At 36.5% G+C, this 14,977-nt stretch carries 14 protein-coding genes; 3 read left to right on the forward strand and 11 right to left on the reverse strand.

Annotation, left to right across the window (positions count from 1 at the left end; genetic code table 11):
* The first annotated feature begins 10 nt into the window (after positions 1–10).
* The 3 genes from ESZ54_RS00115 to ESZ54_RS00125 are packed head-to-tail and all read left to right on the forward strand — an operon-like array spanning position 11 to position 1,497.
* Complete coding sequence (locus ESZ54_RS00115) at positions 11–556, forward strand: chromate transporter (RefSeq protein ID WP_162615041.1); 546 nt, start codon at positions 11–13, stop codon at positions 554–556.
* Positions 556–1,110 carry a chromate transporter gene (locus tag ESZ54_RS00120; RefSeq protein WP_136135642.1) on the forward strand — a complete coding sequence of 185 codons (555 nt, stop codon included), beginning with the start codon at positions 556–558 and terminating at the stop codon, positions 1,108–1,110. The genes ESZ54_RS00115 and ESZ54_RS00120 overlap by 1 nt, the downstream gene beginning before the upstream one ends.
* A gap of 36 nt (positions 1,111–1,146) precedes the next feature.
* On the forward strand, positions 1,147–1,497 hold the full coding sequence (locus tag ESZ54_RS00125; RefSeq protein ID WP_136135643.1) for an iron chaperone: 351 nt from the start codon (positions 1,147–1,149) through the stop codon (positions 1,495–1,497).
* A 94-nt stretch (positions 1,498–1,591) separates the two neighbouring features.
* Here the strand turns inward: ESZ54_RS00125 and ESZ54_RS00130 are convergent, their stop codons facing one another.
* The 11 genes from ESZ54_RS00130 to ESZ54_RS00180 all read right to left on the reverse strand — a co-directional run bounded on the left by ESZ54_RS00130 (position 1,592) and on the right by ESZ54_RS00180 (position 14,953).
* Complete coding sequence (locus ESZ54_RS00130; RefSeq protein WP_136135644.1) at positions 1,592–2,170, reverse strand: hypothetical protein; 579 nt, start codon at positions 2,168–2,170, stop codon at positions 1,592–1,594.
* Positions 2,148–2,969 carry a hypothetical protein gene (locus tag ESZ54_RS00135; RefSeq protein ID WP_136135645.1) on the reverse strand — a complete coding sequence of 274 codons (822 nt, stop codon included), beginning with the start codon at positions 2,967–2,969 and terminating at the stop codon, positions 2,148–2,150. Before ESZ54_RS00135 ends, ESZ54_RS00130 begins: the two co-directional genes overlap by 23 nt.
* Before the next feature lie 142 nt (positions 2,970–3,111).
* Entirely contained in the window at positions 3,112–4,119 is a 1,008-nt protein-coding gene (locus ESZ54_RS00140; protein WP_136135646.1) for a lipoate--protein ligase, read from the reverse strand.
* Between the two features lie 216 nt (positions 4,120–4,335).
* Positions 4,336–5,421, reverse strand: a complete 1,086-nt coding sequence (locus ESZ54_RS00145) for a M42 family metallopeptidase (RefSeq protein ID WP_136135647.1) — start codon at positions 5,419–5,421, stop codon at positions 4,336–4,338.
* Between the two features lie 47 nt (positions 5,422–5,468).
* Positions 5,469–8,045, reverse strand: coding sequence for a YfhO family protein (locus tag ESZ54_RS00150; RefSeq protein ID WP_136135648.1), 2,577 nt, complete (start codon positions 8,043–8,045; stop codon positions 5,469–5,471).
* 190 nt (positions 8,046–8,235) lie between these two features.
* Entirely contained in the window at positions 8,236–8,601 is a 366-nt protein-coding gene (locus ESZ54_RS00155) for a DUF956 family protein (RefSeq protein WP_136135649.1), read from the reverse strand.
* 128 nt (positions 8,602–8,729) lie between these two features.
* Positions 8,730–9,674, reverse strand: coding sequence for a PTS system mannose/fructose/sorbose family transporter subunit IID (locus ESZ54_RS00160; protein WP_136135650.1), 945 nt, complete (start codon positions 9,672–9,674; stop codon positions 8,730–8,732).
* Between the two features lie 23 nt (positions 9,675–9,697).
* Entirely contained in the window at positions 9,698–10,489 is a 792-nt protein-coding gene (locus ESZ54_RS00165) for a PTS mannose/fructose/sorbose transporter subunit IIC (protein WP_136135651.1), read from the reverse strand.
* Between the two features lie 18 nt (positions 10,490–10,507).
* Positions 10,508–11,464, reverse strand: coding sequence for a mannose/fructose/sorbose PTS transporter subunit IIA (locus ESZ54_RS00170; RefSeq protein ID WP_136135652.1), 957 nt, complete (start codon positions 11,462–11,464; stop codon positions 10,508–10,510).
* A gap of 20 nt (positions 11,465–11,484) precedes the next feature.
* The gene (locus ESZ54_RS00175; protein ID WP_136135653.1) at positions 11,485–11,982 is read right to left on the reverse strand and encodes a mannose/fructose/sorbose PTS transporter subunit IIB; all 498 of its coding nucleotides are present in this window, start codon (positions 11,980–11,982) and stop codon (positions 11,485–11,487) included.
* 151 nt (positions 11,983–12,133) lie between these two features.
* Positions 12,134–14,953 carry a sigma-54-dependent transcriptional regulator gene (locus ESZ54_RS00180; protein WP_136135654.1) on the reverse strand — a complete coding sequence of 940 codons (2,820 nt, stop codon included), beginning with the start codon at positions 14,951–14,953 and terminating at the stop codon, positions 12,134–12,136.
* Positions 14,954–14,977 lie beyond the last annotated feature (24 nt).

The following is a 14,977-nucleotide window of genomic DNA, read 5'->3' on the forward strand; positions in this document are numbered from 1 at the left end:
AGGTTTTGATATGAAGAAAAATATAATTTTATTAAAAGTTTATTTAATGGCTGGAACCTTTACATTCTCAGGTGGGATGGCTATGCTAACATTAATTGAAAATGAACTCTCTGAAAAACGTGACCTGATTTCAAAAGAAGATTTACATGAATACACGACTCTCTCTCAAGTATTCCCAGGGGTAATAGCCTTGACCAACGCCTGTTTTGTTGGTCGAAAAGTAAACGGTTGGAGTGGCATGTTTTTTGCGGGGTTCGGCGCGATACTCCCCGCATATTTATTAATGTCACTTGCAACCTTCTTTTATCAATTTATTCCGGCAAACGGTCCAATGTTTCAAGTTTTAGTTGCCGTTCGAGCAACCTCAGCCTCTTTCCTTTTTATTACCTGCTACTCGTTGACACAATTTAATATTCACAATAAAAGATCATTGATGCTTGCTTTACTGGCTTTTACACTCACCTTTTTTCAGATTATAAGCGCACCTTTCTTAATTATCTTAGGTGTTGCGGGTGGCATCATTTCCAAGCTTTCTAAAGAAAGGAAAAACAAATAATGTTACAAAAACTTTTTCTAACGTTTTTAAAGATTGGTTTTTTAGGATTTGGTGGCGGTTATGCGATGCTATCCCTGATCTTTGAAGAGATGATGGGCTTCGGCATGACCGTTGAACAATACGCCGATTTAAATGCATTGGATGTTTTAATTCCAGGTCCGATTGCAATTAATTCTGCTACATATGTCGGGCAACTTTACGCAGGCTTTTCTGGTGCCCTTGTCACGACCATCGCAGTCTGTATACCCTCTTTCGTTTTTGTTAATTTATTCTGTTATTTTGAAAAAACAATTCGAAAGAGCCAACTCTTAACAACTATTTTAAATACAATTAAAGTCATCTCAATTGGACTTATTTTTGCGGTTGCACTAACTTTGGTGCTGGCAACTTGTTTTTATATGGAATCTTGGCAAGACCTTTCAGATTTCCATTTCGATCTCCTCTCCTTTATCATTATGTCACTTACTATTTTCCTTCATCTTCGTTTTAAAATTAATCCACTTTTATTAACGTTAGCCGCCGGATTACTCGGCTATCTCACGTTTTATTTCTAATTATGATACAATTAAAAGAAAGAAAAGAGTGATATCATGAGTCTAACAACTGTTGATCAATACTTAGAAACTTGTCCTCAAGAACGTCTCCCTATCCTGAATCAAGTGCGCCAAACAATCAAAGAAGCACTACCTGATGCAGAAGAATGTATCAAATACGGCATTCCAACTTATTATCAACAACAAAATCTCGTTCATTTCTCTAACGCTAAAACTCATCTTGGCTTCTATCCTACTCCAGAAGGGATTATCCACTTTGCCAAACAATTTAGTCCATATAAAACCAGCAAAGGTGCGGTTCAATTTCCTTTCAATCAAGAGATTCCGTATGATTTGATTCGCGAAGTTTCCTTATGGCGTTTAACAGAAGTCAAAAAAGGACTGTGACATAAGTACGTCACAGTCCTTTTTCAAACTAAACGGTGTTACAGAAGCAGCTTCTTATTTCTTGAAGCCGAACACTTCTGTCACAAACTCTTTCCTATTCCACGACAAAATCTTGACTATAATCTAAATCAGTAAAGTAAAGAAAGTAAAATTCTTTGCCATTTTTCTGATACGTATCAATTTTGGCTGCTTTATTTCCATTAACTGTCATCTCTAATTCCGTCTTATCTTGGGTAATGTAGCATTGCGTCGCTTTTCGTAGTCTTGCTACCTTTGGTGCATTGCGTAGACCATTTAACAAGCTTTCAAATGACTCCTTACCAAAAAGTTGACTGACTTCAAAATAGTTCTCATTCATAGCACCATTGACAATCTTATATTTTTTCTTGCCCTCTTTATTATCTTTAACAATTGACACTTGAACTAAGGTGCCATCTTCGTCGACAGCGACTTCTGTCACACGACCAAAAGTATGTTTAGAGATAAGCTGGCTATTCTTTTTTGAAAGTTTATATTCAACAGCTTCATCAATTGAAGCAAAATTTGTTTTAATTTGATTTTGATTGGGAATTGGATTCCAAAAGAAAAAAATAAGGGCAAGTACAGCAGCAGCAATAAAGAGCACTAAAAACTGATCTTCACGCCACGCCTTACGAGTTGATTTCAGTTTCAAAAACTTGACCCCCTCTTTGTTCTAATACTTTTTGTTTAAAGAATAATAGTTCGCTATCTCGTATGAGCCAATCGCCGATATCTTGTTCTAGCGCTTGATCCTTCATTAATAGACTACAACAATACGCAACATAACCGTATTTTAAGCGCATTAGTATTTTCCGTTTCGGTAGACTGGCAATTTTTCGATTAATCGCCAACAAAATACTCGTATTTCCTTCCAAACACTGTGTATAAAAATAATGTAGATCCAATAAATTTTGGTATTTTCGTACCTCACGGGGTTTAATACCTTTCATTTCTTCTTTGATTTCATAAAGACCACCAAGATTTCCCGTATAAAAATAATAATCATTTAGTACAAAAAGATAGGCAATGTAATCAGCCCGACCTTTCGAACGCACTTCTTCAAGTGATAATTTATTAAAGTGGTCTTGTGCATCGTCTAATTCGCCCAACAAAATCAAAAGATAAATCAAATGCACGCGATACCTAAGACTATTCTTTCGTTTATTATCATATTTTTCCTTTAAAAAATACTCCCATACCTCAAGATCATTCGCACTTAAAATAATTTGATCATACGTTGTTTCAAATAATTGCTTATTGCGGATTAAAATAATTGTTAAACCACAAAAAATCGCAACTACTCCCAAATTATATTGACCAAAAGAAAATGAAAGGCCTAAAATTAAGATGACCGCTAAATATAGCCAAATGATCGCTGCACGCATTTTACGTTGTCGGTCGTATACAACATAGCGAGCCGATAATTCATTTTGATTTTCTACTTCTGACATACCCATTAAAGCCTCCAAACTTTTCAAGCTACTCTATTGTTTCATTATAAACTAAATAAGACACAATGTTAATGTTGTGTGTGCAAAATAAAAAGCTGATAGCAGTCATCCTAACAACTGCTATCAGCTTTTAAAATTCATATTAATAAAGTAAACCGATTAAATCTTCTGAGGTGATATTACCGAAGTATTTCTTCACATCAATTTTTTTAACTGCCGCTTCAAGTGATTCGCGATCATATTGAACTCCAGTTAAAACTTCTTCAACATCTTTGATTTCACCTAAACCAAAGAAGTCACCAAAAATTTTAATGTCTTGAATTACACCTTTTGAGACATTCATTTTCGCTTCAATTGAACCAATTGGGAAACGATGGCGACGTGTTAAGTCAAACTCAGGTGAACGACCATAGTTCCAATTCCAATTACGGTATAACTCGTCAGAAATTTCATTGATTCGTTTCCAATCGTCTTCAGTTAAATAATAAGTTTGCACATCTTCTTCACTGGCAACATCAAAGATTTTCAATAAAATTTCTTTTCTAAAATCTTTTGTTGACATATTTTGATGTTCATCTGAAAGATACGGTTTAATATTTGTGACACGTGAACGGATTGATTTAATTCCTTTTGATTCGATTTTATCTTTACGCACTTTAAGAGCATTCACGACTTCATTAATATCACTGTCAAACATCAATGTCCCATGAGCAAACATGCGGCCATTAGTTGCGTACATTGCGTTACCTGAGAATTTCTTGTCGTCAATTACTAAATCATTACGCCCTTTTAATTCAGCACCTTCAACACCCATCTCATGCAAAGCATCAACAATTGGTTGTGTCAGCTTAGCAAAGTTTCGGAACGATTCACCATCATCCGGCATAATAAAACTAAAATTTAAATTCCCTTCATCATGGTAAACTGCACCGCCACCGCTTAAACGGCGAACAACATGGATGCCTTCCGCTTCGACATATTCTGTATTAATTTCTTCAATTGTATTTTGATTACGGCCAATAATAATTGACGGCTCATTAATATAAAAAAGTAAAATCGGTTCGTCGACCGGCATCTCTTGGACGAGATATGTTTCAATCGCTAAATTAATTCGTGGGTCTGTAATTTCTTCATTAGATACAAAAATCATTTCATCCGCTCCTAGCATTCCGTTAATTATTCTACATCTCATACTTTACGACTCGTAACATTTTTTCACAATTATTTTAACTTTTTCGCTTAAATAAGGTAGCTTATTGTGGAATAAATCTAGAAATTCCATACAATTTTGTTTCTTTGTGAAATGCAGAATTAAAAAAATACTGAGACAAAGTAAACTTCCTTCATCTCAGTTAATTTAGCCTAATTAATAACCTTTAATTTTTGCGACTGTTTCGCTGTCCAAACGTTTCACAACTTCAGTCACAAGCTTAACTGTATTTAAGTAGTCATCTTCGTGAATAATTGAAGTATGCGAATGTAAGTAGCGCGTCGCAACAGTAATCGCTAAAGCAGGAACACCATCACGTGTTAAGTGTTGCATACCAGCATCAGTTCCACCACCAGTAATCACCGTATATTGGAAAGGAATCTCTAACTCTTCTGCCACTTCAATCACGAAATCACGTAATTTACGATGTGGAATCATTGATGCATCAAAGATAATAATTTGTGGTCCTTTACCTAATACTGAGTCAGCTTCTTTAGGTGTCATTCCTGGAGTATCGCCAGCTGTACCAGTATCTAAAGCAAATGCAATCTCTGGATTAACTAAATGCGTACTTGTACGTGCACCACGTAAACCGACTTCTTCTTGAACGTTACTGCCCGCAAATAGAATGTTTGGGTGGCCTTCTTGAGCCAAGTTTTCTAATACTTTTAATGAAACGGCTGTCCCAATACGATTATCCCAAGCTTTCGCTAATAGATATTTTGAGCCATTTAAACGTTGGTAGTTAATATATGGCGTCACCATGTCACCAGGTTTAATGCCCCATTCTTTTGCTTCTTCGTCACTGCTTGCACCAATATCAATAAACATATCTTTAATATCATAAGGTTGTTTACGAGCTTCAGCAGATAAAACGTGTGGTGGTTTTGAACCGATCACACCATGAATTTCAGCACCTTTACCTGTGGTAATCGTCACTTGTTGAGCCAACATCACTTGACCCCACCAGCCACCTAATGTTTGGAATTCGATAAAGCCTTTTTCAGTAATTTTAGTCACCATAAAACCGACTTCATCCATGTGACCAGAAATTAAGACTTTCGGTCCTTCTTTGTCACCAATGTGACGCGCATTAATCCCACCTAAGCCGTCAAAAACAATTTTATCTGCATAAGGTTCAGCGTATTTTTTAAAAACGGCACGGACTTGGTCTTCAGTACCAGGTACTCCGTTAGCATCTGTTAATTCTTGTAGAAATAATTCATCTTTTTTTTCTAACATATTCATCACCTCTCTGTTTTGATTGCATCCAGTATAGCATTTTATTTTTATTTTTTCTTATTTCTTTGCCAGCGTTGATAAAAAATTAACACTAACGCACAGAGAATACTCGCAAAACTAATCATCGTACCTAGCCAAAATGATTTTGAAACGTAATTCATTTTGATATCATGTTTACCAGTTGTTAGTTCCAAACTTGAAAACTCTCTTAAAATTGGTTTCAACTCTGTTTTTTTCCCATCCACTAAGACACGCCAATTTGTATCATAGGGAATCGATAGATATAAAGTTTTCTCTTTTTCATCAGTTACGTTAACGTTGCCTTCCCACGACCCTCGCTGTCCACGGGTAAATTGCAGACTTTGCTGTTTTTCTTTATCAATTAACTCATCAAATTTAGATTGATCTAAAGTCGCCCAATACATTTGATAAGTGTCTAAGGGTTTCTTAGCTTTTAAAGTCAATTTAATTTCAGTTCCGGCACGATAAGAACCCAAATTAAATAATTGATTTTTTAAAATCAATAAATCAGATTGCACTGGTTGATGATTAATTGACAACTGACTAATATCTTCCCAGTCAACGTATGGTAAATATAGATAAATTGTCCCCTCACTTTGTGTCACACCTGAAATAACCGTCGTTAATTCATCTTTTTGAATATCTGATTTAATCAGTGGTGCAAAATATGGCGTGAGACTTGGCGAGATACCTTGTAAAATGCGTTCCTGATTTATTAACACTTCGCGACGAACAAGTTTCGTTTTTTGTAAGTCCTCAGGTACTAAAAAACCAATGCCTACAGCTTCAGGATTTAAATATCGATTCATCTCATAGACTTCACCAAGTTTAGTTTTATTTGGTATTTGCTTTGCGGAAACCGTATAACCAACATTTAACATCAAGTTTGCGACTGATGACTCATCAACATAAGAGAAACGACGTTCATTCAGTGCATACAGCCCCATGTCTTCTAGTGTCCGTTGCACACCCGATTCGAGTGTTGAGGTATAACTCGAAACCCCAGCATAACCGAAAAGTAGTGGGTTATTATAACCATTATTTTTCTCCGCATAGCCACTTTTTTGGAAAGGTACACGATGATTAATTCGCGTTAAAGCTTCTGGTTTTGTCTGTAGTCCATTTAAAACCTTCTCTTGTTCACGATACATGCGTTCATAGGTTGCTTGATTACCAAAAGGAATGTCTTTCATTGAGAACCATAGATTGCCCCCCAATTCCATCATTACTAAAAAGACCACGACACTCATTTTAAGAGTATTAGGTTTCTTAATACTCATTGGTAGGATGATTAAAAACAACAAACTAGCAAGAATCGATAAATAAAATGTTTTGTTGGTTAATAAGTAAGCTTGACCATGTGTGATATTTAAAAAGATTTGACCAATACTTAGTAGCACGATATAAACAATTGTCCCTAAACGTAAACGTTGATAAACTAATTGTTGATCAGGGTTTTCTTTCGCATATAGAAATGTTTCATACGCTAGTTTAATCAATAAAAAACTAAAGATAAAAGCATTACGATACGGGAAACCCGCTGGACTTTGGAACATGTGCCAAATTGTATTGAAGCCTTCAAGTAAAAAACTAAAATAGACAAAAATCAAAAGACCTGCCATGGCTTTTTTCTTCCGTTTCGGCACATTCGGTAAAAAGAAATAAACAAAAAAGAGGAGCCAAATAAAGACGCCTGAATAAATCATTGGCAAGTGATCCAAACGAATATCATAATTAACCGTTCCCATCCCCATCTGTGACAATGCCTCAAGTCCAAAGCGTGGCACTAGTTTGAACGTGCTTAAATCAAAACTGGATTTTCCGGTTTTCATCATTCCGACGACTGCTGGGACTAGCATAAAAGCTGTTGCTAATCCTGATAACAGCGAACTAATGATGAACAACCACCAGTCCTTACATACTACTTTAAACGAACGTCTCACACCTGGTTCCATATAATGGAGAAAATACAGGTAAGCACTATAAACAACCGCAAAAATACAAACCATGTATCCTAAATAATAATTTAAGATAATGGCTAAAAATAGCGAAATGCCGTATAAAAGGGGTTGTTTTTTTAACCATAATTTTTCTAAGCCTAAAACTAAGATTGGAAAAACAACTAAGACGTCCAACCACATAAAATTCAAAAGATAAACGACTACGAAGCCACATAAACTATATGATAAAGAAAATGTTTGTGTAAAAAGGGATGAATCTTGATAATGTAAATCTAGATAGGTAAACATTGTAAGACCCATTAAAGCAATCTTAAGACTAATCAAACCTAAGATGACAGTCGGTAAAACTTCATAAGGAAATAATAAAGCGATAAAATTTAATGGCGACATTAAATAATAGGCAATTAACGGTTCCATCGGACCGCCTATGCCATTTGCAAATGAATAGAGTGATTCGCCCCCTTGTTCGAAGAAACGTTTAAAATTGGTTAAAAAAGGTAAATACTGCGCCCCTAAATCACTGACTAATACATTTTTATTCCCAAAAATTCCTAAACCTAAAACAGCAAAGACCGCTAAGACAGTCACTAAAGGCAAGATAAAACTTAATAGATACGCATTGTATTTTTTATTTTGTTTCATTAAATAGGTCCATCCTTATTTTTTATCGTGTACTTATTATACACTATCTCGTCATTTTATCAGCATAGATTCATGATTCATAAATGACTTCGCATTTAAAGATTGAGACTGCTTCGTTTTTTATCACAAAAAAAGTTAAAAGACCAATAGAATACACTTCATTCTATTAATCTTTTAGCTTCTTTTGCTTTTAACTATTTTTTTTACGTTTAAACATTGATTTAAGGTTGCTTTTGGCTTGAACCATTTGATCACGATCTAAATATTTTCGCATCGCTTTCAAGGCTTCTTTTGCATCGGAAATGACAAAATTCAACGTCTGATTGTCATCTGTCACAATATCAAAACTACGAATATATTTTCCTCTAAACATAATTTGCGCCCGCACTTGGACAATGTTTTGCCATGGAATTTGAATATAACCCGCGCCATTACTCGCACGAAATTCAACTCCATTATTGCCAATCGCTAAGACACCAGTTTTAGGATTAATTGGATTTAAAAAAGAATTTGCTTTGATTGCGTAATCAACGGTTGTATTTAAACTTTCGACCATAAACATCCCTCCAATATCTCTATCATAACAGAAAATGATGAAGCAAGACGTGTTGATTTGCTTCATCATTCAATTTTTTTGATTGATCACAAATTGCTGTGGGACAATTGATGATTGTTTTAATTATTTTATGCAAAAATGCCTAGTGCATAACCGATGATCCCAACTACGAATAAACCGAAAATAATTGTAATTGGACTTACTTTTTTCTTAAGTAACCACATACAACCTAAAGTTAATAGTAATGGCATAAGACCAGGAATTAATTGGTCAAACATGTCACCTAATGTCATGATTTTTTGAGGATTTACATTTGAGCCACCATTAATTTGGTTGATGACTTCACGGATTTGATTCACGTTTAATTTACCATCATTGGCAGCTTCGATCATGCCGCTAAAATTCACTAATGATTTTTTATCAACATCAACTTTTGATAAGACCATTGGGAAATTCATTGTTGTCCATCGTGGTACCAGTACCCCCATGATAAACATCCCTAAAATTGAAGCACCTTGGGTAATTTTTTGCATTACGCCACCACTTAAATCTTGAGTGATATTAGAACCTTGACGATAGCCTAATTCTTGTGTGTACCATAAGAATGCCATACGAATAACGTTCCATGCTAAGAAGAAAACTAATGGTCCTAAGATACTACCTTGTAAAGCAAGTGAAGCGGCAAAGGCACCGATTACTGGACGTAATGTTCCCCAGAAAATTGGGTCACCAACACCAGCTAAAGGTCCCATCATCCCAATCTTAACCCCTTGAATGGCAGCATTATCAATCTCAACACCAGATGCTTTTTCTTCTTCAAGTGATAATGTTACCCCGATAATTGGTGCGGCAACATATGGATGGGTATTAAAGAACTCTAAGTGACGTTTTAACGCTTCAGAGCGGTCTTCTTTTGTATGATATAGTTTTTTCAATGCTGGAATCATAGCATACGCCCAACCTACGTTTTGCATACGTTCATAGTTCCATGACGCTTGTAAGAACTGACTTCTCCACCAAACATTGATACGATCTTTTTTCGTTAATTTTGTAATTGTTACTTCTTCTGTCATTGTCTTTTCTCCTCCTCTTTTAATTAATAATCATTTAGAATGTCATCTAATGGGTCACCTTGGCTTGGGCCAGATCCTCCACGGCCACCACCATTAAATTCAGGTGCTAATTGGATATAAATAAGTGCTAAAGCTAAACCAATTAAGCCCATTGCGATTAAATTCAATTGAGAAACAGCTGCTAATGCAAAACCAATAAAGAAGAATGGCCATAATTTTGATGTTGCCATCATATTAATAACCATTGCGTAACCTACCGCTACGATAAAGCCACCGGCTACTGCTAATCCACCTGTAATCACATCTGGAATTGCATGTAGAGCTGACGTTACGATTTCAGGAGAAACTGAAACCACAATTGCTGCAGGAATTGCAATACGCAATCCTTGAAGCGCTAAGGCGATTAAGTGGAACATTTCCACACCTTTGAATGAGCCTTCTTGTGCTTTTTTGTCAGCACCATGAGCAAGACCAACTGTAATTGAACGAACGAAAATTGTTAAGACCTGTCCGGCTACAGCTAATGGTATCGCTAAGGCAATCCCTTCTTCAACTGTGGCACCTTTCATTGTCACTAAAATGGCAGCTGCAACTGATGCTAAAGCAGCATCGGGTGCTACAGCAGCACCAATATTCATCCAACCTAAAGCGATCATTTGTAATGAACCACCCAACATAATGCCTTCAGTTAAATGACCTGTTACCAAACCAATTAAAGTACAAGCGACAATTGGTTGATGAAATTGAAATTCATCTAAAATACCTTCCATACCTGCTAGAAAGGCGACTAACACAACTAAAATTAATGTAATCATTATTATTGCTCCTCCTTTTTATTTCATTAATCCTGATTTTTCTAATAATTCCCACAGATTTTTTGAAGCATCACTTGGTACTTTACGAACGTCAAAAGTAATACCATGTCCTTTTAACGTTTCAAATGCTTCCACATCTTCTTTGTTGACTGAAAGAACGTTGTTCACCATGACTTTTCCTTCTGAATGGGCCATTGAACCAACATTGACTTCTTTTAAGTCAACACCTAACTCAACCGCACGCGCAACGTCTTCAGGATTTTCAAATAATAATAAAGCTTTCGTACGACCAAAACGAGGATCTTTCCAAATATCCGCTAATTTTTGGACAGGAATCACGTTTGCTTTAACTCCTGGGGGAGAAGCTTGTGTGATTAAGGTTTTACGTAAATTGTCGCCGGCAACATTATCACTCACGACAATAATACGTGTTGGATTCACTGATTTAGTCCAAGCTGTTGCCACTTGTCCATGAAGTAAACGAGAATCAATACGCGCCAAGACCACACTCATTTGTCCTTCAGTAGGTAATGACGTATCTTGCGCAGCCTCTTTCTTAGCTTCTGGTGCTTTTTCTAATGATTCTGGGCGTACTTTTACGCCTTCTTTAGCTGTTTCAATAATGTGTGCTGCAATATCATGTGCTTTTTCCATTGTGAAACGAGACGCATAAGCTTCGATTAACATTGGTAAATTTAGACCACTGACAATTGCCCAGTTGTCTTTATGTTCTTCAAACAAAGTATTAGCTTGATTGAATGGAGTGCCTCCCCATAAATCAACGAGAAATAGCACTTCATCTTGACTATCAAAAGAAGCAATTGCTGTTTCAATTTTTGCTTTCACATTTTCAGGGCCTTCGCTGGGCATTAACGTAATAGCTTGAACATTCTCTTGTTCGCCAAAAATCATTGTTCCTGATTGCATAATACCTTCAGCAAATTCGCCATGACTTGCGATTATAATTCCTACCATGCTGTAAACCTCCTAATTTTTTAAATCAACTTCTCTTTTTTTAACACTTGCATTAAATCAATCGAATTATCTGCAACAACTTTACGGATTTCAATTTTAATACCAGCTTGGCTCAAAAATTTGAAATCCTCGCAATCTTGCGTGTCGACCGCCACTGCGTTGGTTATCATTTTTTTACCTGTCTGATAACTCATGCCCCCCACGTTAATTTCTTTGATGGGAACACCTGCTTCAACGACTTGTTTGACGTCTTTCGGATTGGTAAATAATAGCATGACTTTTGCTTGAGATGTGAATAAATGAAAATCATGAAAGACATCAATGAGTTTTTGAACCGGAATCACATTAACCTTAACGCCTGGTGGTGCTGCTTGGACGAGTAATAATTTGCGCATCTCGTCATGTGCGACACTATCGCTGACAACTAAAATTCGATTGACTTGATAATGCTTGGTCCAAACAGTTGCCACTTGACCATGAATCAGTCGATCATCTATTCGAACTAAGCGAATATCCATACTTTCCCTCCTTTTTTTATTTATTACTTATTTATATGCAATTTCCGTGCCAAAAAATAATAATACGCTAAAAGTCAATAAAACCAACATTTCTAAATAAGAAAACACAACAAAAGATACACTCGTTAGTGTATCTTTTGTTGTGTATCGCTTAAACTTGGCGTGCATTTTGAATTAGTTCGTATGTGTAAAACAATTCTCCGACTGAGAAAGTAATCTTTAACGTTTCATTCAAATACGCTAATGCAGGATCTAGTAAAGAACGACTCGCATCTGCTTCAAAACGTTGATGATCTTCTGGTTGAATTTGAAGTGTATCAGTACGCAAAGTTCGTTCGACTGACCCCGCCACATGCATACTCAAATTAATATAAAAAGAAGGGTTTTTCTCCATCTTAAATGACTCACAAATTAAATCACAAAACAGCCATAACGGATCTAAAAACTTATCCGGATTAATAAATGTATATGTATTTTCTAGGTAATCACGGCATAATTGACGCGCTTTATCCATTGTTAATATTGGACGCTCTAATTCTTCACCCTGAACGATAATTTTCTTAATCGCGTCTTGACCGTCTTTTGAAAAAAGAATTTCCATTGGAATAAAGGGGGCTGAATAATCCGGTTTGGCAATACCCGTTGTCGCAATAATGCGAAACTCTTTTTCAATGGTTGCCATTTTTTGCTCGACTTCTAAAACTGATACTGGAAAGACTGTAATCGTCTCATTAAGACTGGTACGAATAAAATCATCTAGTAACTCTTTCATTCTTTGCGCAGTTCCCTGTCCTGAAGAACAAATCGCAATAATCGCTTTTGATTGCACGTCTAAATCTGGTGTATCGAATTGTGTTTTTTCATTAATGTTAGTGTATCCTTGAAAATTCGTCAACGACTGATAAAGGTTATTCAAATCTGTTTCAATTAAGGAAGCCTTGCGAGCTGCTTCGAGCACGGTTGCCGTTGTCACCATATCCACGGTCTTCACTGAAATGCCTGTCTCGTCTTCGATTGCTTGAGAAAACGTACCGAGTGAACCCATATCAACCATTAACAAAACACCGCTATTTTCATCGACATCTCGCACTTCAGCAACAATTTTTTCTTTTGCTTCTTGTGGCGTCATCTCTAATGGCATATCAACACTCCGTAAATGATCTACCTCTAATAATTTTGAAACAACTTGAACCATACTACTTGCCGTACTCATGCCATGACATGCCACAACTATTCCAATTCGACCATCCTCATTGTCTTCTTTAAGTGAGACTAAAAGAACCGTCAGATAATGAACCTCTGTTTCAGGCACCTCTATTTGATGCATCTCTTCGATAATCGCTTTAATACCATACGCTACTTTTAATTCGGCAGGATAATGTTTGACCATCTTTAATATGCTCTCGTGATCCTGTGTATTCAAAGCTTTACCGCTCTGCATTCGTAAAAGAAACGAACTAATGTGAAGGCCAACTGCATAAAGGAAATTCGTTTGAAAATCATAATTTAATTCATCACTGGCATATTCAAATATTTTTCGCGTTGTATCAATCATCGATTGATCCATAATTTCTAACAGCTTGGCATCAGAATCAAAGGTAAAATTATGATTGCGATAGAAGGATTTGAGATGCACATTGATATCTGTGGAGATAAAGTGATTAATGGATTCTTGATTAAAACCTTCTGAACGTAAAACAGCCGCTTTATCGCCAATAATTTCATAAAGATTGTAAGGTAATTCATAAGCATCTGATTTGAAAGAAAGCGCCGGTTCGTTTGGTCCTACAACCATTTGCGAACTTAAGAATAACGATAATTCAGCCGACTGCTTCCGATTACGACCTAATCTCATCAAACCATCTTTCACGGTATCACTTAATTCATTAATCGTAATGACTAATTCTTCCTGATCCATATTATTCAAGAAAGCTTTCGCTGTCACAAGTTGCACATTGGATTTAAGTTGACCGACATTTCCATAATTCACGCTACCAATTAAAGCCCGCACAACGTCCTCCGTTAAAACAATCCGGCGATTAATCCGTTTCGCTTCGAGTGACATCATCACGCGAACTAAATCCACTTGTTCTTTTGCTGGTCGGTCCATATAGTTTGGCAATTGAATCGTAATCGGAATCCGACGAGCAAACGTATTTAACAATACTGAACCCGGGTCTTCAGTCGTTGCACAAATAATTCGAACTGACGCCTGATGATCTTTGGTTGTTTCCCCTAACTTTGAAAACTTGCCTGTATCCATAAAATAAAAAATCATTTCTTGACCTTCAGGTGGCAAGCGATGCACTTCGTCAAGAAAAAGATAGCTATTATCAGCTAAAGTCAGTAACCCATCCTTATCTTCTGTCGCTCCTGTAAAGGCACCCTTCGCATGTCCGAATAAGTGACTCATCAAAAGTTCCGGATTACTGGCATAATCCGCACAGTTAAAAACAACCATTTCTTTTGTGACATCAACAACTTCATGTTGTTTGGCAAATTGAAACATCGTGTGGGCAAAATATGTTTTACCAGAACCTGTTGGCCCAACAATTAAGCAATTTAATCCCTTGGGCGGATAAAGAATAGCTGCTTTGGCTTGTTCGACAGGGTTTTTCATACTCCCACTTGAACCAACAACACGCTTGAAGATATCAGTTAAGGGAATTGGTGCGGCTTCTATTCTTTGAGGCTTCATTTGTTTTTCTTGATAACTTGGCACATGTTTACTTAAGGGCACATGATGAAAGACTGATTTCATCACATAGCGAACTGGTCGTCCAGTTAATTTATCCAAAATACCTTCTTTAACAAGTGCGTTCAAATCTTTACTCGCATTACTACGTTGAATATCTAATAACTCCGCAACATCTTGCGTTGTCAGCCCAGACGTTGAATCTAAATCTCGAGAAGTCAGATGTCCAGTGTGTTCTTTCACAACTTCATAAACGCGATCAATCCTTTTTTTCATGGGTCTCCTCCAAAATGTAGTGTA

The sequence above is a fragment of the Vagococcus silagei genome (assembly GCF_004795745.1).
GTDB classification, from domain to species: domain Bacteria; phylum Bacillota; class Bacilli; order Lactobacillales; family Vagococcaceae; genus Vagococcus; species Vagococcus silagei.

What these genes read in the sequence shown, in the direction of transcription:
- ESZ54_RS00180 (WP_136135654.1), bottom strand. Translation starts at nt 14,953, where the DNA reads ATGAAAAAAAGGATTGATCGCGTTTATGAAGTTGTGAAAGAACACACT.
- ESZ54_RS00145 (WP_136135647.1), bottom strand. Translation starts at nt 5,421, where the DNA reads ATGTTAGAAAAAAAAGATGAATTATTTCTACAAGAATTAACAGATGCT.
- ESZ54_RS00175 (WP_136135653.1), bottom strand. Translation starts at nt 11,982, where the DNA reads ATGGATATTCGCTTAGTTCGAATAGATGATCGACTGATTCATGGTCAA.
- ESZ54_RS00120 (WP_136135642.1), top strand. Translation starts at nt 556, where the DNA reads ATGTTACAAAAACTTTTTCTAACGTTTTTAAAGATTGGTTTTTTAGGA.
- ESZ54_RS00170 (WP_136135652.1), bottom strand. Translation starts at nt 11,464, where the DNA reads ATGGTAGGAATTATAATCGCAAGTCATGGCGAATTTGCTGAAGGTATT.
- ESZ54_RS00150 (WP_136135648.1), bottom strand. Translation starts at nt 8,045, where the DNA reads ATGAAACAAAATAAAAAATACAATGCGTATCTATTAAGTTTTATCTTG.
- ESZ54_RS00135 (WP_136135645.1), bottom strand. Translation starts at nt 2,969, where the DNA reads ATGTCAGAAGTAGAAAATCAAAATGAATTATCGGCTCGCTATGTTGTA.
- ESZ54_RS00125 (WP_136135643.1), top strand. Translation starts at nt 1,147, where the DNA reads ATGAGTCTAACAACTGTTGATCAATACTTAGAAACTTGTCCTCAAGAA.
- ESZ54_RS00155 (WP_136135649.1), bottom strand. Translation starts at nt 8,601, where the DNA reads ATGGTCGAAAGTTTAAATACAACCGTTGATTACGCAATCAAAGCAAAT.
- ESZ54_RS00160 (WP_136135650.1), bottom strand. Translation starts at nt 9,674, where the DNA reads ATGACAGAAGAAGTAACAATTACAAAATTAACGAAAAAAGATCGTATC.
- ESZ54_RS00140 (WP_136135646.1), bottom strand. Translation starts at nt 4,119, where the DNA reads ATGATTTTTGTATCTAATGAAGAAATTACAGACCCACGAATTAATTTA.
- ESZ54_RS00115 (WP_162615041.1), top strand. Translation starts at nt 11, where the DNA reads ATGAAGAAAAATATAATTTTATTAAAAGTTTATTTAATGGCTGGAACC.
- ESZ54_RS00165 (WP_136135651.1), bottom strand. Translation starts at nt 10,489, where the DNA reads ATGATTACATTAATTTTAGTTGTGTTAGTCGCCTTTCTAGCAGGTATG.